This is a genomic window from Trinickia sp. HAY1-2D, from assembly GCF_056754935.1.
The window spans coordinates 457,450-476,823 of the sequence record NZ_JBPGWX010000002.1 but is presented as its reverse complement, the minus strand read 5'-3'; the positions used below and the strand labels follow the sequence as shown (position 1 = coordinate 476,823).

At 61.8% G+C, this 19,374-nt stretch carries 16 protein-coding genes and 1 pseudogene; 6 read left to right on the top strand and 11 right to left on the bottom strand.

All coding sequences use genetic code 11. From position 1 onward, the window contains the following. Positions 1–10: 10 nt before the first annotated feature. Both ACR9ZC_RS09225 and ACR9ZC_RS09220 read left to right on the top strand, forming a co-directional pair. Positions 11–640 carry a CYTH domain-containing protein gene (locus ACR9ZC_RS09225; RefSeq protein WP_481580053.1) on the top strand — a complete coding sequence of 210 codons (630 nt, stop codon included), beginning with the start codon at positions 11–13 and terminating at the stop codon, positions 638–640. A 6-nt stretch (positions 641–646) separates the two neighbouring features. Next, positions 647–1,450, top strand: coding sequence for a uracil-DNA glycosylase (locus ACR9ZC_RS09220; protein WP_481580052.1), 804 nt, complete (start codon positions 647–649; stop codon positions 1,448–1,450). A gap of 104 nt (positions 1,451–1,554) precedes the next feature. Here the strand turns inward: ACR9ZC_RS09220 and ACR9ZC_RS09215 are convergent, their stop codons facing one another. From ACR9ZC_RS09215 to ACR9ZC_RS09180, 8 genes and pseudogenes are all read right to left on the bottom strand, one after another. Beyond that, positions 1,555–2,154, bottom strand: a complete 600-nt coding sequence (locus ACR9ZC_RS09215; RefSeq protein WP_481580051.1) for an FMN-dependent NADH-azoreductase — start codon at positions 2,152–2,154, stop codon at positions 1,555–1,557. A 178-nt stretch (positions 2,155–2,332) separates the two neighbouring features. Beyond that, positions 2,333–4,152, bottom strand: a pseudogene (locus ACR9ZC_RS09210) (M61 family metallopeptidase). A gap of 69 nt (positions 4,153–4,221) precedes the next feature. Further along, on the bottom strand, positions 4,222–4,947 hold the full coding sequence (locus ACR9ZC_RS09205; protein ID WP_481580050.1) for a DsbC family protein: 726 nt from the start codon (positions 4,945–4,947) through the stop codon (positions 4,222–4,224). Between the two features lie 75 nt (positions 4,948–5,022). Continuing rightward, complete coding sequence (locus ACR9ZC_RS09200) at positions 5,023–6,198, bottom strand: UbiH/UbiF family hydroxylase (RefSeq protein WP_481580049.1); 1,176 nt, start codon at positions 6,196–6,198, stop codon at positions 5,023–5,025. 144 nt (positions 6,199–6,342) lie between these two features. Then, the gene (locus tag ACR9ZC_RS09195; RefSeq protein WP_481580048.1) at positions 6,343–6,822 is read right to left on the bottom strand and encodes a YbgC/FadM family acyl-CoA thioesterase; all 480 of its coding nucleotides are present in this window, start codon (positions 6,820–6,822) and stop codon (positions 6,343–6,345) included. Continuing rightward, entirely contained in the window at positions 6,819–7,703 is an 885-nt protein-coding gene (locus ACR9ZC_RS09190) for a metal-dependent hydrolase (RefSeq protein ID WP_481580047.1), read from the bottom strand. Before ACR9ZC_RS09190 ends, ACR9ZC_RS09195 begins: the two co-directional genes overlap by 4 nt. Before the next feature lie 153 nt (positions 7,704–7,856). Next, positions 7,857–9,122: an MFS transporter gene (locus tag ACR9ZC_RS09185; RefSeq protein WP_481580046.1), complete on the bottom strand. Its 1,266-nt coding sequence runs from the start codon at positions 9,120–9,122 to the stop codon at positions 7,857–7,859. Further along, complete coding sequence (locus ACR9ZC_RS09180; RefSeq protein ID WP_481580045.1) at positions 9,119–10,054, bottom strand: hypothetical protein; 936 nt, start codon at positions 10,052–10,054, stop codon at positions 9,119–9,121. Before ACR9ZC_RS09180 ends, ACR9ZC_RS09185 begins: the two co-directional genes overlap by 4 nt. A 775-nt stretch (positions 10,055–10,829) precedes the next feature. Here ACR9ZC_RS09180 and ychF point away from each other — a divergent pair. The 3 genes from ychF to ACR9ZC_RS09165 all read left to right on the top strand — a co-directional run bounded on the left by ychF (position 10,830) and on the right by ACR9ZC_RS09165 (position 13,686). Next, complete coding sequence (gene ychF / locus ACR9ZC_RS09175; RefSeq protein ID WP_331570972.1) at positions 10,830–11,924, top strand: redox-regulated ATPase YchF; 1,095 nt, start codon at positions 10,830–10,832, stop codon at positions 11,922–11,924. A 434-nt stretch (positions 11,925–12,358) separates the two neighbouring features. Beyond that, a complete protein-coding gene (locus ACR9ZC_RS09170; protein ID WP_481580044.1) occupies positions 12,359–12,658 on the top strand; it encodes a hypothetical protein in 300 nt (99 codons plus the stop codon). A 107-nt stretch (positions 12,659–12,765) separates the two neighbouring features. Next, positions 12,766–13,686: a hypothetical protein gene (locus ACR9ZC_RS09165; RefSeq protein ID WP_481580043.1), complete on the top strand. Its 921-nt coding sequence runs from the start codon at positions 12,766–12,768 to the stop codon at positions 13,684–13,686. A gap of 25 nt (positions 13,687–13,711) precedes the next feature. Here ACR9ZC_RS09165 and ACR9ZC_RS09160 read toward each other — a convergent pair whose 3' ends face one another. Further along, positions 13,712–14,980 (bottom strand): glycosyltransferase, encoded by a 1,269-nt coding sequence (locus ACR9ZC_RS09160; protein WP_481580042.1) that lies wholly within the window; start codon positions 14,978–14,980, stop codon positions 13,712–13,714. Between the two features lie 183 nt (positions 14,981–15,163). Here ACR9ZC_RS09160 and ettA point away from each other — a divergent pair, with 183 nt between their 5' ends. After that, positions 15,164–16,831, top strand: coding sequence for an energy-dependent translational throttle protein EttA (gene ettA, locus ACR9ZC_RS09155; RefSeq protein WP_481580041.1), 1,668 nt, complete (start codon positions 15,164–15,166; stop codon positions 16,829–16,831). Between the two features lie 55 nt (positions 16,832–16,886). Here ettA and ACR9ZC_RS09150 read toward each other — a convergent pair whose 3' ends face one another. Both ACR9ZC_RS09150 and ACR9ZC_RS09145 read right to left on the bottom strand, forming a co-directional pair. Further along, positions 16,887–17,516 (bottom strand): HAD family hydrolase, encoded by a 630-nt coding sequence (locus ACR9ZC_RS09150; RefSeq protein WP_481580040.1) that lies wholly within the window; start codon positions 17,514–17,516, stop codon positions 16,887–16,889. 27 nt (positions 17,517–17,543) lie between these two features. After that, positions 17,544–19,370 (bottom strand): aminopeptidase P family protein, encoded by a 1,827-nt coding sequence (locus tag ACR9ZC_RS09145; protein WP_481580039.1) that lies wholly within the window; start codon positions 19,368–19,370, stop codon positions 17,544–17,546. Positions 19,371–19,374: the final 4 nt, after the last annotated feature.

Genomic DNA, 19,374 nt, shown 5'->3' with positions numbered 1-19,374 from the left:
TCCGATCGCTATGGCTATAGAACGCGAAATCAAGCTGGCACTGCCACCCGATCAAGCCCCGACAGCCGAGTGCTACCTCGTCGAGCAGACCGGAGAGGCTGGCCGCGACCTGCCGCTCGAAAACATCTATTTCGACACGCCCGCGCTCGCGCTGACCCAGGCAAGGATTGCGCTCAGGCTGCGCAAGACGCCGAGTGGCTGGCTGCAGACGCTCAAAGCCGCCGGCACAGCGAAGGAAGGCCTGCATAGCCGCCATGAATGGGAAACGCCCGTGGCCGGTGCCTCGCTCGAAACCGATGTGCTCGCCGAGGTCTGCGACGACGCGCAAGCGCTCGCCGTGTTGCGACGCGCCGAGCCGGAACTCGTCGCACTCTTCCGTACGACGTTCGTCCGGCGTCTGTGGCGCATGGTCGTGGCCGGCGCGGTGATCGAGGCGGCCATCGATCGCGGAGAAGTCACCGCGGAAGTGGACGGCGTTGTCCGCCGTGCCCCCATCAGCGAGATCGAACTCGAACTGATCGACGGCGAGGAATCCGCGCTTGCTTCGTTCGCTGCCAAGCTATCCGCGAACGTGCCGGGCCTCGTGCCCGAGAATGTCAACAAGGCGCAGCGCGGGTACGCTTTGCGAGCGGGCGGCTGATTCGCGATGGCCCGCGCACGCCCCCCCCAGAGTTCGGATTCGGCGCAAGCGTCGCTCTTCGACGTCCCCGCCGCACCGCCCGCGATTTCGCAGCCCGGTCTAAGCGCGCCGCTCGAGGCGCAGTTCGATACGCTACCGACCGAGTGGCGCGAACATCTCAGGCCTTTCCTTGAAAGCGAAGCCTATGGGCCGCTCTGCCGCTTCGTCGACGCTCAACTCGCCTCGGGCAAAACGGTCTATCCAGCTGATGTATTTAGAGCATTACGCCTCACCCGCCCCGACGCCGTCAAAGTTGTGATCGTCGGACAGGACCCTTATCACGGCGACGACGGCGGGCACCCGCAAGCCCACGGGCTTGCCTTCTCCGTGCCGGAACCGGTGCGGCCGCCGCCTTCATTGCGCAACATCTTCAAGGAGATCGCGGCCGATCTCAGTTGCGAAATGCCGCGGCGGGGGTGCCTCGACGCATGGGCCAGGCAAGGCGTGCTGCTGTTGAACACGGTGCTGACCGTCGAGCGCGGAAAAGCCGCCAGCCATGCCAAACGTGGCTGGGAGCAATGCACCGATACGCTGATTCATGAACTCGCGCATCGGCACGAGGGGCTAGTGTTCATGCTGTGGGGCGCCCATGCGCAGGCCAAACGTGCGCTGCTCGACGCGAGACCGCATTGCGTACTCGAAGCGCCGCATCCCTCGCCGCTTTCGGCGCATCGCGGCTTTCTCGGCTGCCGCCACTTTTCGCTTGCGAACGAATATCTGGCGGCACACGGCCGCCAGCCGATCGACTGGCAGCTTCGCGACGAGGCGTAACACCGTCCCGCACTCACGCTTGTTTGCCCGGTCGACGGGGATTGCGCGGCCGTCGCACGGCGGGGCGGCGAACTTGCGCCGCGACCCCCCGCGTTTTTACGGCCTCAGGCTGCTGCAGCAATCGCTTCCCGGGCGCTGGCCAGTCCGGCGTTTGCCGCATCGGGGCCCATGTTCATCCCTTCGGCATAGATGAAGCTCACATCGGTGATACCGATGAAACCGAGAAATGTCTGAATGTGCGGCGCCTGGCTGTCGGCCGGCGTACCGGCGTACTTGCCGCCGCGAGCCGAGACGATAAACGCACGCTTTCCTTTCACGAGACCCTCGGGACCGTTCTCTGTATAGCGGAAGGTCACGCCGGCGCGCGCAATCCAGTCGAAATAAGCCTTGAGCTGCGACGACACACCGAAGTTGTACATCGGAGCGCCGATGACGATGATGTCGGCGGCCTGCAGCTCGGCGATCAGCGCATCGCTGCGCGCGATGATCGCGGCCTGCTCGGGCGTGCGCTGCTCGACCGGCGTGAAAAAGGCGCCGAGAACCGAATCGTCGAGGTGCGGCAATGCGTTGGCGAGCAAGTCGCGCACGACGACCTTCGCTCCCGGGTTGGCGCTGCGCAGTTTTTCCGTCAGTTCGGTGGCGAGCAGCGTCGAGTTCGCGCCTTGCGAACGAGCGGCCGAATTCAGTTGCAGGATCGTGGTCATCTTGGCTCCGTCTATAGGGTTGCGCGTTTGCCGCGCGAGTGGAGCCATTGTGTTTACTTTGCGGCGCCTCAGAAAGTAGGGCCGCGGCGACGCATTGTTGCACCAGCGGGACAATCGACGCATCGCGGCGGAAGCTCGCCGCGATGCGTGCCGAGCCTGCCGTGCCGTCCGGCGCGGCTCAACCGAGCAGCCAGCGCTCGCGTGCTCGGCGCACCGGCGCGCGCGCCTTGTCATCGGCCACGAGCTTATAGCGCGTGACCTCGGGACCGTCGAGCTTTGCCCGCACCACCCGCAGTTCATCGCGGCGAAATGCGTGGATGTCGACCGTTGCACCCGGCAGGTAGCGCATGAGCAGCGTGTCGAGATTGGAGCCGGTGATACGCAAGCCATCGAGTGCGACAAGAATATCGCCCGCCGACAGCCCCGCCTTTTGCGCCGCGCCGCCGTCATGAATGGCCGCAACAGCGCAATCGGTGCCCGCCGCTCGTACGCGAGCGCCCAGTGACGGCTTGCCGAGCCGCCCTGCGTCCCCGTTACCGAAATCGGGGCGCAGCTCGACGCCGAACGGCGCGAGGAGCGCCTCGAGCGGCAGATCGCGCGTGCCATAAACGGCTTCGTCGAAAAACGACCCGAGATCGACGCCCGTCGCCTCCTCGATCAGTGCCCTCACCTCATCCTCGCCGACGCCTTGCGCCTCGTGCCCGTTCCGGTAAAAGTCGCGACCGTAGCGTTGCCAGAGCAGCCGCATGACGTCGTCGAGCGACTTGCGGTGATTCGTGCGTTCGCGGATGGCCAGATCGAAGGCCAATGCGACGAGCGAACCCTTCTGGTAGTAGCTGACGATTGCGTTCGGTGCGTTTTCGTCCTGGCGGTAGTACTTGATCCAGGCGTCGAACGAGCTTTCCGCCACGCTTTGCTTGAGCCGTCCGCTGCCCCGCAGCACGCCGCCGATCGTCTTGCCGAGTTGGGCAAAGTACTCGTTGGGCGACATCGCGCCGCTGCGTACGAGCATCAGATCGTCGTAGTAGGACGTCACGCCCTCGAAAAGCCACAGCAGCGAGGTGTAGTTCTCGCGCGAGAGGTCGTAGGGTACAAAAGCGGCTGGCTTGATGCGCTTGACGTTCCACGTATGGAAGTATTCGTGGCTGCACAGGCCCAGGTAGGTGCGATAGCCATCGGTCATTTCGGTGCGGCCCGCCACCGGCAAATCGGTGCGATTGCAGATGAGCGCCGTCGAGGCGCGGTGCTCGAGCCCCCGTAGCCGTCGGTCACCGCCAGCGTCATGAAGACATAGCGCGATACCGGTGCCTTTTTCGAGCGCGGCTCGAAAAGCGCGATCTGAGCCTCGCAAATACGCTTCAGATCGGCCGAGAGCCGCTCCATGTCGACACGCGTCGTGTGACCGGAAATAACGATGTCGTGCGGTACGCCATGCGCCGTGAACGTGGCAAGCTCGAATTCACCCAGCGTGACCGGATGGTCGACGAGCTCATCATAGTTCTGCGCCTGATATTCGCCAAAACCGTACCGCTTGGTGCCGCGCGCTTCGGTGAGCGCCGTCGCCACGCGCCAGTTCCGATAGCCCGCACCGGCGGGCTTGCGGATTTCGACGCGGCACGGTGCTGCTTCATGGCCCAACGCTGCCAGAAAGACACTCGTGCCGTTGAAAAAGCCCGTTGTATCGTCGAGATGGGCTGCCCGCACCGACAGGTCCCATGCGTAGACCTCGTAACGCAGCGTGAGCGCGCCGCCTTTTAGCGGCGCGGCCTGCCATGTTTGCTTGTCGAGCTTGTCGATCCGGACCTTGCGCCCGTTTTCGCTGAAAGCCCGCAGTGAAACGATGTTGCGCGCGAACTCCCGCACCATGTAGCTGCCCGGTATCCAGGTCGGCAACGAAAAACGCTGGCCGGCGGGATCGGGATCGGCCAGCGTCAGCGTTACTTCGAAGATATGCGCGGCAGGTTGCTTGGGAACGATGACGTAGCGGATCGGCTTCATCGGCAGCTAAGCGAAATTGGCGGGAAGAGAATGAATGCGGGCGGTTTGCTCAACGCTGGCGCAACCGGTTCAACGCGCTTTGCCGAGCGCACGCTCGAGCGCATCGGCCGATACGGCACCCGGCAGACGGCGACCGTCCGCCAGGATGATCGTCGGCGTGCCGGTCACATTCATGCCGCGGCCGAGCGCGAGATTCTTGTCGATCGCGCTCGTGTCGCAGCTACCGGTACCCGACGGAGCACGACGTTCGAGCATCCAGGCTTCCCACGTCTTGGCCCGATCGGCCGAGCACCAGATGGCCTTGGCTTTCGCGGTCGAATCGTCCGACAGCACCGGGTAAAGGAAGGTATAGACGGTGACGTTATCGATCGATTTGAGCGATGCCTCGAGCTGCTTGCAGTACGGGCAGTTGGGATCCGAGAACACGGCGATCTTGCGGCTGCCGTTGCCCTTCACGACTTTGACTGCGTTGGCGAGCGGCAGGCTTGCGAAATCGACCTTGTTGATTTCGGCGAGGCGCGCCTCGGTGAGATTCGCGTGTGCTTTCGTGTCGAGCAGATCGCCGACGAAAACATAATCGCCATTGGCATCGCTATAAATCAGCTGTGCGCCGACGTTCACTTCGTAAAGCCCGGCGACCGGTGCCTTGGTGATGCTTTTGATCTGGAGATCGGGCAGGCGGGCCTGCAGCGTCGCCTTGAGCTTGTCCGTCGTCTGGTCGGCGTGGGCGGAGCATCCAAGTGCCATCGCGGCGATAAGGGCAGCGCTCAGGGCGCCGCGCAGGAAAGTAGCCATGGTTTACAAGTCCTTCTGATCGTTCGCCGCGCGGGGTTCCGGCGCGGTGCATGAATTCGTGTCGGTCCGTCCCGCCTAGCCGAGCGCCGCGGAAACCAGCCAGCGCTTCACGAGCGGCTGCGCGCCGACCAGCGACATGCCGGCGTTGCGCAACGTACGGGCGAAAAAGCCTGGAAAGGAAAAGAGGCGCTGCAGCCCGTCGGTCGCAGCGGTGAGCGCGCCGATGTCTTCACGGCGCGAGCGCTCGTAGCGACGCAGTAATACCGGATCGCCGAGATCGCGAAACGGCTCCTTTTTGGCGAGGACGTCCGCGAGCGATGCCACATCGCGCAGGCCCAGGTTCATCCCCTGCCCGGCGAGCGGGTGAATGAGATGCGCGGCATCGCCGACGAGCGCCACGCGCGGCGCGACGAGGCGATCGACACGCTGCAGCGAAAGCGGGAAACCGTGCGCGGCGCCGACACATTCGAGCTCTCCGAGCCGGCCATGCGTTGCCCGGTCGACCGCGGCTGCGAGCTGTGCCGGCGCAAGCGCGACGAGCTCGCGCGCATGGTCGGCGCGAGCCGACCAGACGAGCGACACATGGCCGCCCGGCAGTGGCAGCAGCGCGACGATCTCGCGATCTTCCGTGAACCACTGGTAGGCGGTTTCGCCGTGCGGCTTCGATGCTTTGAAGTTCGCCACGACACCGGTTTGCCGGTAGTCGCGCCGCGTCACCTCGGCCCCCATCTGGGCGCGCACCCACGAATGCGCACCGTCCGCACCGACGATGAGATCGGCTTCGATCACGACGCCGTTGGCCAGTGCGAGCATGGCGGCATCGGTTTTCACATCGAGCCCTTGCGCCCGCGTGTCGAACCAGGTCACGTGCGGCTGGAAGCGTAAGGCGGCATCGAGCGAATGTTCGACCAGCGACGATTCGACGATCCAGGCGAGCTGCGGCACAGCCGCCTGGAACGCCGAGAAATGGAGTTCCGCTTGCGCGTCGCCATAGACCCGCATGTCGTAGACGGGCGACAGACGATCGTGGTCGAGCGCCTGCCAGACCCGCAGACGTTCCAGCAGTGCCTGAGAACTCGCTGAGAGCGCGTAGATGCGTGCATCGAAAAGCACGTCGGCCGGACGCGGCGCGGCAGGCTGCGCGATCAGGGCGATACGCAGTCCGTGTTGTGCGAGCGCAAGCGCGGCGCATTTGCCGACGAGGCCGCCGCCGACGACGGCGACGTGAAACGTCTGATGATGGGCGGTCATTAGCGCATTATATCTGCGCTGGACCGTGCAGCTTGGCGCGGCGGGAAATTAGGACGTGCGGCAGGTCACAGTTCTGCCGGCGCGGAGGCTGGCTGCTCGGGACAGGCTGCAACTAACCCGTCGACGCCAGAGCCTACCGGCGATTCAGGCCGTGAACGCGCGGCCCGCGACGATGCCGGTTTTCATGTCGCAACGGGTGCGGCAAGTCTCGTGTGAAAGCGCGGCCTTCAAAGCATCGGGCAATGGCGCGGGACGTTGCGTCGCGACATTGACGCAGGCGAGTCTGAACTCGGCAGCTGCCAACGGAGTCTCGTTTCGCATCAGCGTCTGACTGACGAGCAGGCTGCAGCGGCTGGCCGCGGAGACATTTCCGCGCGCCAACAGCCGCTCGTCCAGCGCCGCGGGCTTTAGATAGTGAAGAGTTGCATCCACTACCGCGAGTGCAACGCCATAGATGTCCTGAAGCTCGCGAGCCGAGCACCCGACTGCACACTGCCATTCTGAGCGGGCTGCCTCGAACCACCTTAAATAGGCGGTGTGATGAGCCACTCCGCCCGCGTCCGTGTCCGCATAGTAGACACGGACGGCGTACACGGGCAGCTCGATGGTCGACGCGACACTCATGAGCAGCCGCCCCACTCGTGCGAAGCGGAACTTGCGGCCGCGTCACGCCATGCGGCGATCAGGCGACGGTCGTCCGTATTGGAAGGGTGAAACTTCGGGTGAAAGTAGACAAAAAAAGCCGGCGTCATACGGCGAAACAAGCCCGGCGCCACCCACAGGTAGCGCAACAACGCGAGCCAGCTTCTCCATGAAGCGCCGTCCTGCTCCGCCAGACGAGCAACGTTGACGAACAGCCTTCGCATAAAGCCCATCGTCACCTGTATCGCCGCGGAACAACGAAGAAAGTATGCCCCCACTCCCCGACCGTATGCCGAGGTGAAGACGTCGAACGCCACCGATTTGTGTTCGATTTCCTCGACGGCGTGCCAGCGCCACAACGCGCCAAACTCGCTATCGCCTCGCATGATGGCGGCGCTCGACAGAATCTGATGCGCCAGCGACGCCGTGAAATGTTCCATCGCGACCGTCATCGCAAGCCTCCGCCGCGGCGCAACCTTTTCGAGCGGCTTGGAAAACATCCTGATGTCGAGCGTGTCGACTTCATAACCGCTTGCGACCATCGCACCGATATACTCGCGATGTTCCCGGCTATGAGCGGCCTCCTGTTGCATGAAGCCGCTGACATCCGAGAGCAGGCGCTCTTCTTTCACATGCTTGCGGTGTTCACGCACGCTGTTGATGAAGAATTTTTCCCCTTTAGGGAAAAACAGCGACATTGCATTGTAGAAGCGCGACACAGCACTTCCGGCTGAGTGCCAGTTGCAAACGTCGCCGCGAGCGAGGTCGAACGATATGTCTCGCAGTGATATCTGATCGCGATGATCTGCGCATTTTGTTGTTTCCACAACCATCGCAACAGTTGCGATATCGCGTCGTAACATGGCGTCTCCGACGTTGTATATGCGGCAAAGCGCGTAGCGTAGGGATATCCATATTAGATATTGCGCATCGGGTGCTGAGTACGCGCTTTCGTAGCGAACACCCCGAACGGACGCGCGCAGTGCGAAGGAGCGGTTCTCAGGTGACGTTTGCTGCTAAGCCGGGGACCCGGGCGGGCGACCGCTCGGCTTCGTCACGAGCAGCAAGCCGAGCGCCGAAACAGCGACGACGCTGGCCATCGCAACGTAGAGGCCGGCAACCGAAGCCCCGCCGTACACGGTCGGCGCGGAAAAGATCAGCAATCCAATGCCGCTCGTCATCAGCACGCTGTTGGCGCGAAAACGACCTAGCAAGTGTCTCGGACACTCCGCCAGGAACCGGGTCTCGCTTCGTATGCGTACCAGGGAGAAACCGGCGCCGAGAAAGAAATGCGTTGTCAGCAGAGCCGGAAAAGCGGAAAGAAGCGGGATCGCCGCGAGAGCGATCGCCATTGTTCCAACTACGATGAAATCGAGGCGCACGGTACCCGGCGAATTCGCCGCAAACTTTGCTAGCCACACGCCGACAAGGAGTGCGCCGATCGACCACGCTGCTTCTATCATCGAATAGTCCGCGCTCGTGCCGCGGAAATAAAAGGCGATAAGCGCCGGTAGCAATGTATTCGTGATCTGCCCGATCGAAAACGCCAGTGCCGCGCAGGTTGCTATCGCGAACAATCGGCGGTGCCGAAGGTAGAGCATCGGCCCTGCGGAAAATGCTCCCCGTTTCCACGTGGGCGAAGCGCTATCGCGCTCCACATACAAGGCAGGCAGCAACCACCAGTTGATTCCGGCCAGAAGCGCACCACAGGCAGAAATGAAGAGGAAAGCGTGAACGAGGTTGGCTTGAGAAACAACCAGGCCGCCCAACGCCGTCCCGAAAATCAGCGCGATTTGAGCGGTGGAATTGAGGGTCGCCAAGTGCCGAGGTCGTTCGGAGTGCTGAAGATGAGTCTTCAGGAAGTAATCCATTGCGCCGCCTAGGACAGAACTGGAGGCAGTAGCCAGGACTACGGCGACAGCGATGGCCTCGAACATCGTCTCGTCGGTCAGCGTCGCTTGCGTAAGAAGCGGGATCCCGCCCGAAACGACGATGCCTAGATGACCGCACAGCAGCATTGCTTTTTTTCTGGCGAAGTAGTCGACCGTTGCGCCCAGAATCGGCGAGAGAACCAGGCTGGCCACCGTCGAGATCAACAGAATCTTTCCGGCAGCATCAGCACGCCCTGTGCTCTGCACCGCCGACCATGCGACCACGACCAATTGATAGCCGATTCGCAAGAAGTTGATCGCGGCCAGTGCCGCGAATAGTTTGATGGACGGGCTGCGCGCCAAGGCGGACGCCCGGCGCGGACATTCGACATCGACCGCATCATTGATCATGGGCGCGGCTCTTCCTTCCCGCCTACAAGCTCGATGCAATTGTCATCGACGGAGCGCAAAAAAACTCGCGTGTACAATGCGTCCGGACTGGGCTCATCGAAAACGTCGCGCGCATGGGCGCCCAATACGTTACGTACAAAAATCAGACGACGCGACTTTTGCGGCACCGAAAATCGCACGGCGTTAGCTGCGAGCGAGCTCCGTAAGCCATCTATCGCGGCCAAATCAAAATCCGGATCTCCAGCGGCCGAGGTAACATCGCCATTCAAGTAGAGGGTAGTACCGACGGATTCTGTTTCAATGAAAATCGGTGCGATCACGTGTCGCGGGGACACTATTTCGAGATTGCCATCATCCCCCTCGTAAACGCTTGGAGTGACCTTGATGTTATACGGCCTGCCTACCCCGATACGCCTCATATAAAGGTCCTTCTCGCCCCACATAGAGAATGGAACCCAGTGAAAATTTCCTGGCTTGCGATATGCGATATCGATGTTATAAAGCATAATATTGTGCGGCATCGATACCTTGTCTTCAGCCAGCAACCCATCAGTGTGGAAGCCAAGTTTTGTCTCTGGAGCGATAGGTTGTAGCCCAAGATCCGCCAAATGTTTTGATTTTCGGTATGACGCTGCATAGACCGTGTACGGAGTGTCATTGATGCGATCTCGACCTAACGAAAAGATGTTTGAACCAAGACCTAGTGCTAACGCTACGCCCCAGAAGGCGTTCTGAGTGGTATCGCAAGCTCGGCTCTCTGGTATGTCGACAACCGCCATTCCAATTCCCGGATTCGCGAGATCGGACCTAAACTCATCCAGCAAAGATGCAAACAATCGACCTGCGATTGGTTTTGATTTCTCGCTTATCAGTTCGCTTGTCAGCCGGGAAATATCTGGTGACGCGCGGGCAAGCTCGACGGCCAACTCCATGTATAATTCATACAAATTTAATCCAATAATGTGGATCTTCGGTGTAAGCGAACTACTAGCTCCCGTATCAACCAAGCCGGAATCACACGCGATCATGACGACATGCCCCTTTAGATCAATTTGACAGATGGCGGGTCAACAACGATGATTAATTCGACCCGCCCGTAGTTTTATTTAAAATCATCAACCACTTTTATGCTTATCCGTTTCGATTACCATCTGTGCATTCTGGCTGAGTGAAATTCAAACGAAGTGAGCCGAGAAGACGCTCGAACGCGGGCTCCGCGGTTGTCGTTTGCAATTTTGCAAGCTCCGGCGACGCCTGACGGGGGAGCTTCGCTGCGTCGAAAATCGATTTCCCTTGCATGATTTAGGCCCTCAAAAATTTATTGGACGGGTGACAGCAGAGCTGCTGTCGATTCAAATGTAATGAAATTGAATTACCATGTAAACAAAATGTAATGATACCTATCCACCTGAACGGTGGATGGAACCGACGCCCTTCGCGCCCCACGAGTCTGTAGGCACCTCATTCGCTCAGCGCTCACTGTTAGCTCCAAGTCATCTCATCGCCAGCCGGTCGAAGCCCCCGAAAGCGTTACAATTGCCGTTTCACGAGTCGAAGACGAGCACGAACCATGGACGGCAAGCGCCCGATCCGTGCCCGTTCCGTCTCGTACCCGAATTCACCTTGCGGCTGTCGCGCTTCGGTCCATTGCCGGACAACGGAAGAAGCGGCGAGCAACCGCAACAGATCGATCCAGAAAGGTCTTCCATGAGTCTCAAATGCGGCATCGTCGGCCTGCCGAACGTCGGCAAGTCCACCCTCTTCAATGCACTGACGAAGGCCGGCATCGCCGCCGAGAACTATCCGTTCTGCACGATCGAGCCGAACGTCGGTGTCGTGGAAGTGCCGGATGCGCGGCTGAAAGCACTCGCCGAGATCGTCAAGCCTGAGCGCGTCGTGCCGGCCGTCGTCGAATTCGTCGATATCGCGGGCCTCGTCGCCGGAGCGAGCAAGGGCGAAGGCCTCGGTAACCAGTTCCTCGCCAACATCCGCGAAACCGATGCGATCACGCATGTGGTGCGCTGCTTCGAAGACGAAAACGTGATTCACGTGGCCGGCAAGGTCGATCCGCTCTCCGACATCGAAGTCATCAACACGGAACTGGCGCTCGCCGATCTCGCCACTGTCGAGAAAGCGCTCGCCCGCTATTCGAAAGCCGCGAAATCGGGCAACGACAAGGAAGCCGTCAAACTCGCCGCGGTACTCGAGAAGGCCCGCGCGCAGCTCGATATGGCCAAGCCGATCCGCGCGCTCGAGTTGTCCGACGACGAGGCCGCGCTCATCAAGCCGTTTTGCCTCATCACCGCGAAACCGACGATGTATGTGGCCAACGTGAAAGACGACGGCTTCGAGAACAACCCCTACCTCGATGCCGTGCGCCGGCATGCCGATGCCGAGAAATCGCCCGTCGTCGCGGTGTGCGCGGCGATCGAAGCGGAGATTGCGGATCTGGCCGACGAGGACAAGGAAGTGTTCCTCGCCGATATGGGAATGGACGAGCCGGGCCTGAACCGTGTCATCCGTGCCGGTTTCAAGCTGCTGGGTCTGCAGACGTACTTCACCGCAGGCGTGAAGGAAGTACGCGCCTGGACGATCCATATCGGCAATACAGCGCCGCAAGCGGCCGGCGTCATTCATACAGACTTCGAGCGCGGCTTCATCCGCGCACAGACGATTTCGTTCGATGACTTCGTTGCCTATAAAGGCGAACAAGGCGCAAAGGAAGCCGGCAAGATGCGCGCCGAGGGCAAAGAGTACGTCGTGCACGATGGCGACGTCATGAACTTCCTGTTCAACGTCTAAGCAAAACCTGCTCTTTCACGGGGCATCACGACGCCCCAAAATCCCCATCAAATGCCTACGCCACTTAAGTCCCATCCTTGCACGGGGTATCAAGTGGCGCATTGAAGTAACGAATCAAACCGGGTACGCCTGCCACAGTGGTGGCAGACGTGCTCAATGATAGGCAGTGCCGGCATGCCAAGCCGAACGCGAAGCCGTAACAGTTCGCCCCGACGGACCTGATCTGTAGCGGGGCGAGCCGGTAAGAGGCGTGGGTCCGCTGCCATGAGAACGGCAAGCATGAATTAGCAATAACTACCGCAATCTCAAATAAATCGGCAATTTTTTCTAAAAATAGCAGCCGATGCCAATAATGATTGAGCCTGTTTTGCCATGAAGTAATTCCGTGTAAAATCGCCCGACTCCGAATTCCGGCTTATCCGTCAGGCTTGCCAATGAATACCGACTTGTCTGCTCAAGACCTTCGGAAAATCGCCACCGGGATGCGGAACAACCGGCTATTAAGGTTGGTGTTTCCGCAAAGTGATGCGTCGTGCAACATCTTGTTGGCGAACTGCATCGAAGGCGATGAATACCTATCGCACGATGCAGGTTCAGCACCGGAGAGCAGAGTTATACGCAATCCGCACTCCCGCGGGGTAATGTCGATACACGATCGGCGGATGAAGCTGGCTGTCGGCGTGATCCGCTTGCATGGCAAGACCACTGCTATGCAAGCGCTATCGAACCTCTAGAACTGAAAAAATGCGATGAAGGACGAAAGCGACCCGCTTTTGTCGTTCGACGAGATGCCTTATGAAACGAGTGCGAACGCGAGACCTCGCTTGCCACCGGAGTCAACATGAATTCACAATCCCGCCCCGGCTCGTTGCCCCGTACAGCCGCAGTCATCGCGGCGGCCATCGCCGCTGCGCCGTTTCTATATGGCTACTACGGCCTGGCGAAGGCATCTTTTCTGTCCGCGGACGTATTGGCCGTGAACCTGACCAATCTTATTAGTAGCCTGGTGTATCGAACCGGTTTGGTTTTCCTGATTGTTCTATGGCACGGGGAACAGCGGGGTCAGCTTGCATTCCGTCGCCCGGCGTTGCTGCTGACGATCTACGCATCATGCCTGGTGGGTTGGGAGATCGCGCAAAGATTGATGTTCGAAGCGCTGATTCGACATTTGAACGACGGCTCCGCCATGCTGAATTTCATCGTGACGATCATCAGCTTGCTGAATGTCGTTCTGTACGCGCTCGTGGCTTGGCTGACGTGGCGATTCATTACACACATGCTGCGCAAAGATGCATTACCGCTGGCACCGCCCGCTAACGCACGGCGGCGCATTGCCGGCCTCGCGGCTTGGATGTTCGCTACCGTACTACTGTCGTTTATGACACAAGCGACGCCTATGTTGCTCGACTACTTTGACGATGATCTCAAGCTCGTGATGTTTGACTACATTGGCACGGTTGCCGTTCCGACAGCCTTGGTCTTCGCGGGCGCGATGCTCGGCCTGCCGCGTGATCTCAGCCGACTGCACGGCTGGCGTCTACTGGGGGCGTCGCTTGCGGCGATGGCATCTGTTTCGCTGCTGGCTTATGGGGCTCTGCGCGTATTGGGCGACGTGCCTGGCACGGTTAATCCGATGTCCGGCATGCTGATCGTTACACTTCTCGCCGGAATTGGCGTGGCTCACCGAATGTGGTTCCGCGTGTTCTACGCTGCTGCACCCAGACCTGCGGCTGAAATATCTCCAGGCGCGCAATCGTCATGAAAGACCAACACCGCGGGGTGCCACTTCAACATCTGAGCTCCGCCAACCCGGCCCGACTCCCCGCACGCGCAATCGACTCGATCGTCCGCACGGCCTCGCCGAGGCCGTCTTCTTGCGCCATCGCCGCACCGATTGCGGCCGCGCGCGTGCGCACTTGCGCACGCGACGCGAAGTCGATGGCGTGTGCCAGCGCCGCCGCCGATACCCGCTTTCCTGGCACGGCTGCCGGTGCGATGCCGCGCTTAGCGAGTCGATCGGCCCAAAAGAATTGATCGGCCGCAAAGGGAACGACGACGGAAGGCACCCCCGCACGCGCCGCGGAGTGAGATGTACCGGCTCCCCCATGGTGAACGACCATCGAGGTGCGCGGAAAGAGCCACTCATGCGGCGTATCTCCAACCACATGGAAATTCGAAGGCAGCGCGTTACCATCTATGCCGCTCCACCCCGGGTAAAAGAGGGCGCGGCGCCCCCCGACGGCCCCGATCAACGCTTCGCCAAGTTTGCGCCGATTAAAGCCCGCCATGCTGCCAAACCCGATATAGATCGGTGCCTCCCCCGCCGCTAGGAAATCGGCGAGGGGCTTCGGAGCGGACCATTCGCGCGCACCCGGCGGTCTCCATTGCCCACAAATACGCGCCTGCGGCGGCCAATCGTGAGGCTGTGGCAAAAGGCTCGGCGACACACCGTAAAGAATCGGGTGTTCAGTCCACACGCGCTCGCGTGCGGGGAGCCCACAAACGCTCGCTCGCGCCGCGTTCGTCGCTTTGCGAAACGCACGCCAGAGCATCGCATTGACGAAACGATGGCTCGCGCGGTTGAGCCAGCCCGGCAGCTTGCCGGGCGGCAAAAACGGTGACGCGAAATCAGCGGTCGGCGTAATCGGGATCATACCGGCGCCGATAGCGGGGATGCCCAGGCACTCGGCTACAGACAGCCCGACAAACGACGCCAGCGCCGATACGATCAGCGCATCACAGCCACGCGCCGCGTCCAGGGTCTCGCGCACCCAGACCATCGTATTCGCGTTCGCGATTTCCGCCAGGGCGCGGGCCGTGTTCGAAAAATTCGTTTTACCGCCAACGACATTCGACAACGCCTCGCCCGGCATCAAGGCTCGCTTGATGTCGCCCATCAGCGGCGATGCGGGTACGCCAAGCGCCGCCGCACTCGTCAGCGTCGATGCATCGGCCAAAATACGCGCTTCATGACCCGCATCGATCAGCGCGCGGCACAGTGCGGCGAGCGGCCGCGTATCCCCCTCGGTTCCATAAGTCACCACGGCAAATTTCATCGTGTGCTCTTCCAATGCCGGCTGGCGCCGGCTTTTCGTTATGACGCCGGCGCGGCCTGCGATCCGGTCCATCCTTTGCCCCTGAGCACTCGGCCACGCCCCCACCGAAACGCACGCTTCTTTGCGCGCCCACCCGGTAACGTGTAAGACTAGCGTTTTCTCTCAATTTCCGTTTCCCCGCACATGGCCCAATACGTCTACACCATGAACCGGGTCGGCAAAATCGTGCCGCCCAAGCGTCAAATCCTGAAGGACATCTCGCTCTCGTTCTTCCCCGGCGCGAAAATCGGCGTGCTCGGCCTGAACGGCTCGGGCAAATCGACGCTCATTCGCATCATGGCCGGCGTCGACCGGGACATCGAAGGCGAAGCGACGCCCATGCCGAATCTGAACATCGGCTACCTGCCCCAAGAGCCGCAGCTCGATCCGGAAAAAACCGTGCGCGAGGCCGTCGAAGAAGGCCTCGGCGATATCTTCAGCGCGCAAAAGAAGCTCGACGAAATCTACGCGGCCTACGCCGAACCCGATGCCGACTTCGACGCACTCGCTGCCGAGCAGGCGAAGTATGAAGCGATCCTCGCCGCAAGCGACGGCGGCAGCCCCGAGCAGCAACTCGAAGTCGCCGCGGACGCGCTGCGCCTGCCGCCGTGGGACGCGAAAATCGCGAATCTGTCGGGCGGTGAAAAGCGCCGCGTGGCACTGTGCAAGCTGCTCCTCGAAAAGCCCGACATGCTGCTGCTCGACGAGCCCACCAACCACCTCGACGCCGAATCCGTCGAATGGCTCGAACAGTTCCTCACGCGCTTCCCGGGTACGGTCGTAGCCGTCACCCACGATCGCTACTTCCTCGATAACGCGGCCGAGTGGATTCTCGAGCTCGACCGTGGCTACGGCATTCCGTGGAAGGGCAACTACAGCAGTTGGCTCGATCAGAAGGAAACGCGCCTGAAACAGGAAGAAACGGCTGAATCGGCGCGCCAAAAGGCGATCAAGAAAGAGCTCGAGTGGGTGCGCCAGAACCCGAAGGGCCGTCAGGCGAAATCGAAGGCGCGTATTGCCCGCTTCGAGGAATTGAGCAGCCAGGACTACCAAAAGCGCAACGAGACGCAGGAAATCTTCATTCCCGTCGGCGACCGGCTGGGCAACGAAGTGGTCGAATTCAAGAACGTCACCAAGGCCTATGGCGACCGGCTGCTCATCGACAATCTGAGCTTCAAGGTGCCGCCCGGCGCGATCGTTGGCATCATCGGCCCGAACGGCGCCGGCAAGTCCACCCTCTTTCGCATGCTGACGGGCCGCGAAACGCCCGATTCGGGCACCATCGATATCGGACCGACGGTCAAGCTCGCCTATGTCGATCAGAGCCGCGACGCGCTCGACGGCTCGAAGACCGTCTTCGAGGAAATCTCCGGCGGCGCCGATGTCCTGACGGTCGGCAGATACGAAACGCCCTCGCGCGCCTACATCGGCCGTTTCAACTTCAAGGGCGCCGATCAGCAAAAGAACGTCGGCAATCTCTCCGGCGGCGAGCGCGGGCGCCTGCATCTGGCGAAGACGCTCATCGCCGGCGGCAACATGCTGCTCCTCGACGAACCGTCGAACGACCTCGACGTCGAGACACTGCGCGCGCTCGAAGACGCACTGCTCGAATTCGCAGGGTCGGTCATGGTGATCTCGCACGATCGCTGGTTCCTCGATCGCATCGCCACCCACATCCTCGCGTTCGAGGGCGACTCGCAGGTGGTGTTCTTCGACGGCAACTATCAGGAGTACGAAGCGGACAAGCGCAAGCGCCTGGGCGAAGAAGCGGCCAAGCCCAAACGCATCCGCTATAAGCCGATCACGCGCTGATGCGCTGATACGCGCGCGGGAAGCGGCAAGCGCCCGGTCAACCGGGCGCGCTCATTCAGGTGCCCAGCGCGAGGCCCAGCTCCCGCAGCCGTGCCTCGGTGGCGGCCGCGCTCGTGTGGTGCACGCCGTGCCATCCGAGCGCTGCCGCGGCGTGCGCGTTCTTGATGTTGTCGTCGATGAAGACGAGCTCATGGGCCGCCACGCCGGGCACATGCCGCTCGATGCGGGAAAACATCTCGGCATAAATCGCCGGATCGGGCTTCACGAGCTTTACGCGGCCCGATACGACGATGTCGCGAAAGCGCCGCAGCACGTCGAAACGATCCCAGGCATATGGGAACGTCTCAGCCGACCAATTCGTGAGCCCAAAGAGCGGCACCCCCGCAGCCTCGAGCTTTTCGACGAGCGCAGCACCGTCGGCAATCACTCCACCGATCATCTCGTGCCAGCGCGCATAGAACGCACGAATCAACGATTCGTGCTGCGGAAAACGCGCGACAAGCTCCGCGGTCCCCGTCTCGATCAACTGACCGCCATCTTGCTGCACGACCCAGTCCATCGAGCACACCTCGGTCAGGAAGCGGCGGCGCTCTCCTTCATCGGGAATCAACCGACGGTATAAATACTCGGGGTTCCAGTCGATGAGCACCCCGCCGAAATCGAAGACCACCACCTTCGCTGCCATGCAACGCTCTCCCTCGTCGTGCAAAGATCAGATCGCTCGCGTGCGGGCCTCGAGCCAGGCTCGGGCCTCACCCGTCACATGCGGTGAAATGCGTTCACGCACTGTCTCGTGATAGCCGTTGAGCCATGCGCGCTCGTCGTCGCGCAACAGCGCCGGCGCTATGGCGCGTGTATCGATCGGGCACAGAGTCAGCGTCTCGAAGTCGAGGAACGCGCCGAACTCCGTCTCGCCCGCCGCTCGGCTCAGAACGAGATTCTCGATTCGCACGCCCCACTGCCCCGGTCGATAGATACCGGGCTCGACGGACGTGATCATCCCCGCCTGCATCGCCGTATAAGGCTCCGCCGGCGCATAGTGCGAGATCACCTGCGGACCTTCATGCACGTTGAGGAAGTAGCCGACGCCATGCCCTGTGCCATGCCCGTAGTCGACACCCGCCTCCCAGATCGGCGCACGCGCGATGGCATCGAGCATCGGCGAACGGATACCGCGCGGAAAACGGGCGCGCGAGAGCGCGATCATGCCCTTGAGCACAAGCGTGAAGTCGCGTCGTTGCGGGTCGGTGATCGAGCCGATCGGCATCACCCGCGTAATGTCGGTCGTGCCGCCCAGATACTGTCCGCCCGAGTCGATCAACAGCAATCCATCGCCCGCGATGTGCGCATGCGATGCCTCGGTCGCACGATAGTGCGGCATCGCGCCGTTCGCGTTGAAGCCGGCAATGGTGGCAAAGCTCTGGCAGATGTAGCCGGGCCTGCGCGCTCGCGCGGCGGTGAGCCGTTCGTCGACGATGAGCTCGGTCAGCGTTTGCCGCCCAAGCGCGTTTTCGAACCAGGCGAAGAACTCGGCCAGCGCGGCGCCGTCCTGTTCCATCGTCGCGCGCACGTGCTCGGCCTCGGCGGCAGTCTTGCGCGACTTCGCGAACGTGGACGGGTTGACCGCCTCGACCACGTCGACCGACTGCGGGACCGCCTCGCGCAAGCCGTAGGTGATGCGCCGCGGATCGACGAGCAATGTCGCGCCGGCCGGCAGCGCCGCAAGCGCGGCAGACGCCCGCTCGTACGCTTCGATCGCCACGCCGTCGCGCGCAAGGCTGGCGGCGACATCGGGCGGCACCTTGCCTGCGCCGACGAACAGCGTGGCCGACTCGAGACCGATCAGCGCATGGCCGACGAAGACGGGATTGAAATTGACATCGGCACCGCGCAGATTCGTGAGCCAGGCGAGATCGTCGAGCGTCGAGACGAAATGCCACTGCGCGCCCTGTTCGCGCATCGCCCGCCGCACGGCTTCGAGCTTTTCAACCCGCGCGACGCACGCGTGCGGCTCTCGATGCTCGTAAACGGGCGCTGAGGGCAGTTCCGGACGGTCTGCCCACACCGCGTCCAACAGATCGAGGTCGGTCCGCAGCCCGATGCCTCGCGCGCTCAGCGCATCGGCCAATGCACGTGCGGCTGCGAGCGCCAGCACGGCACCGTCGACACCCACGTTCGACCCGGAGGCCAGCCGCTGCGCGAGCCAATCGACATGCGGCTGCGATTGCTGCCCCGCCGTCATCTTCATGAGCTCGACCCCGCTGCCCTCGAGTTCGGCGGCGGCTTGCACCCAATAGCGGCTATCGGTCCACACGCCAGCGAAGTCCGCTGTGACGACGAGCGTGCCAGCGGAACCCGTGAAGCCCGAGAGCCACTGCCGGGCTTGCCAGCGTGCGGGCAGATATTCGGACAGATGCGGATCGGAGGACGGCACGACGTAGGCGTCCAGCCGCTCGCGCGCCATGGCATCGCGCAAGCGCGCGATGCGTGCGGCAATGTCGAGGGTGGGGTCGGCGGTCTCGGTAGGTCGGTCGTTCATGAAT

What these genes read in the sequence shown, in the direction of transcription:
- ACR9ZC_RS09225 (WP_481580053.1), top strand. Translation starts at nt 11, where the DNA reads ATGGCTATAGAACGCGAAATCAAGCTGGCACTGCCACCCGATCAAGCC.
- ACR9ZC_RS09220 (WP_481580052.1), top strand. Translation starts at nt 647, where the DNA reads ATGGCCCGCGCACGCCCCCCCCAGAGTTCGGATTCGGCGCAAGCGTCG.
- ACR9ZC_RS09215 (WP_481580051.1), bottom strand. Translation starts at nt 2,154, where the DNA reads ATGACCACGATCCTGCAACTGAATTCGGCCGCTCGTTCGCAAGGCGCG.
- ACR9ZC_RS09205 (WP_481580050.1), bottom strand. Translation starts at nt 4,947, where the DNA reads ATGGCTACTTTCCTGCGCGGCGCCCTGAGCGCTGCCCTTATCGCCGCG.
- ACR9ZC_RS09200 (WP_481580049.1), bottom strand. Translation starts at nt 6,198, where the DNA reads ATGACCGCCCATCATCAGACGTTTCACGTCGCCGTCGTCGGCGGCGGC.
- ACR9ZC_RS09195 (WP_481580048.1), bottom strand. Translation starts at nt 6,822, where the DNA reads ATGAGTGTCGCGTCGACCATCGAGCTGCCCGTGTACGCCGTCCGTGTC.
- ACR9ZC_RS09190 (WP_481580047.1), bottom strand. Translation starts at nt 7,703, where the DNA reads ATGTTACGACGCGATATCGCAACTGTTGCGATGGTTGTGGAAACAACA.
- ACR9ZC_RS09185 (WP_481580046.1), bottom strand. Translation starts at nt 9,122, where the DNA reads ATGATCAATGATGCGGTCGATGTCGAATGTCCGCGCCGGGCGTCCGCC.
- ACR9ZC_RS09180 (WP_481580045.1), bottom strand. Translation starts at nt 10,054, where the DNA reads ATGGAGTTGGCCGTCGAGCTTGCCCGCGCGTCACCAGATATTTCCCGG.
- ychF (WP_331570972.1), top strand. Translation starts at nt 10,830, where the DNA reads ATGAGTCTCAAATGCGGCATCGTCGGCCTGCCGAACGTCGGCAAGTCC.
- ACR9ZC_RS09170 (WP_481580044.1), top strand. Translation starts at nt 12,359, where the DNA reads ATGAATACCGACTTGTCTGCTCAAGACCTTCGGAAAATCGCCACCGGG.
- ACR9ZC_RS09165 (WP_481580043.1), top strand. Translation starts at nt 12,766, where the DNA reads ATGAATTCACAATCCCGCCCCGGCTCGTTGCCCCGTACAGCCGCAGTC.
- ACR9ZC_RS09160 (WP_481580042.1), bottom strand. Translation starts at nt 14,980, where the DNA reads ATGAAATTTGCCGTGGTGACTTATGGAACCGAGGGGGATACGCGGCCG.
- ettA (WP_481580041.1), top strand. Translation starts at nt 15,164, where the DNA reads ATGGCCCAATACGTCTACACCATGAACCGGGTCGGCAAAATCGTGCCG.
- ACR9ZC_RS09150 (WP_481580040.1), bottom strand. Translation starts at nt 17,516, where the DNA reads ATGGCAGCGAAGGTGGTGGTCTTCGATTTCGGCGGGGTGCTCATCGAC.
- ACR9ZC_RS09145 (WP_481580039.1), bottom strand. Translation starts at nt 19,370, where the DNA reads ATGAACGACCGACCTACCGAGACCGCCGACCCCACCCTCGACATTGCC.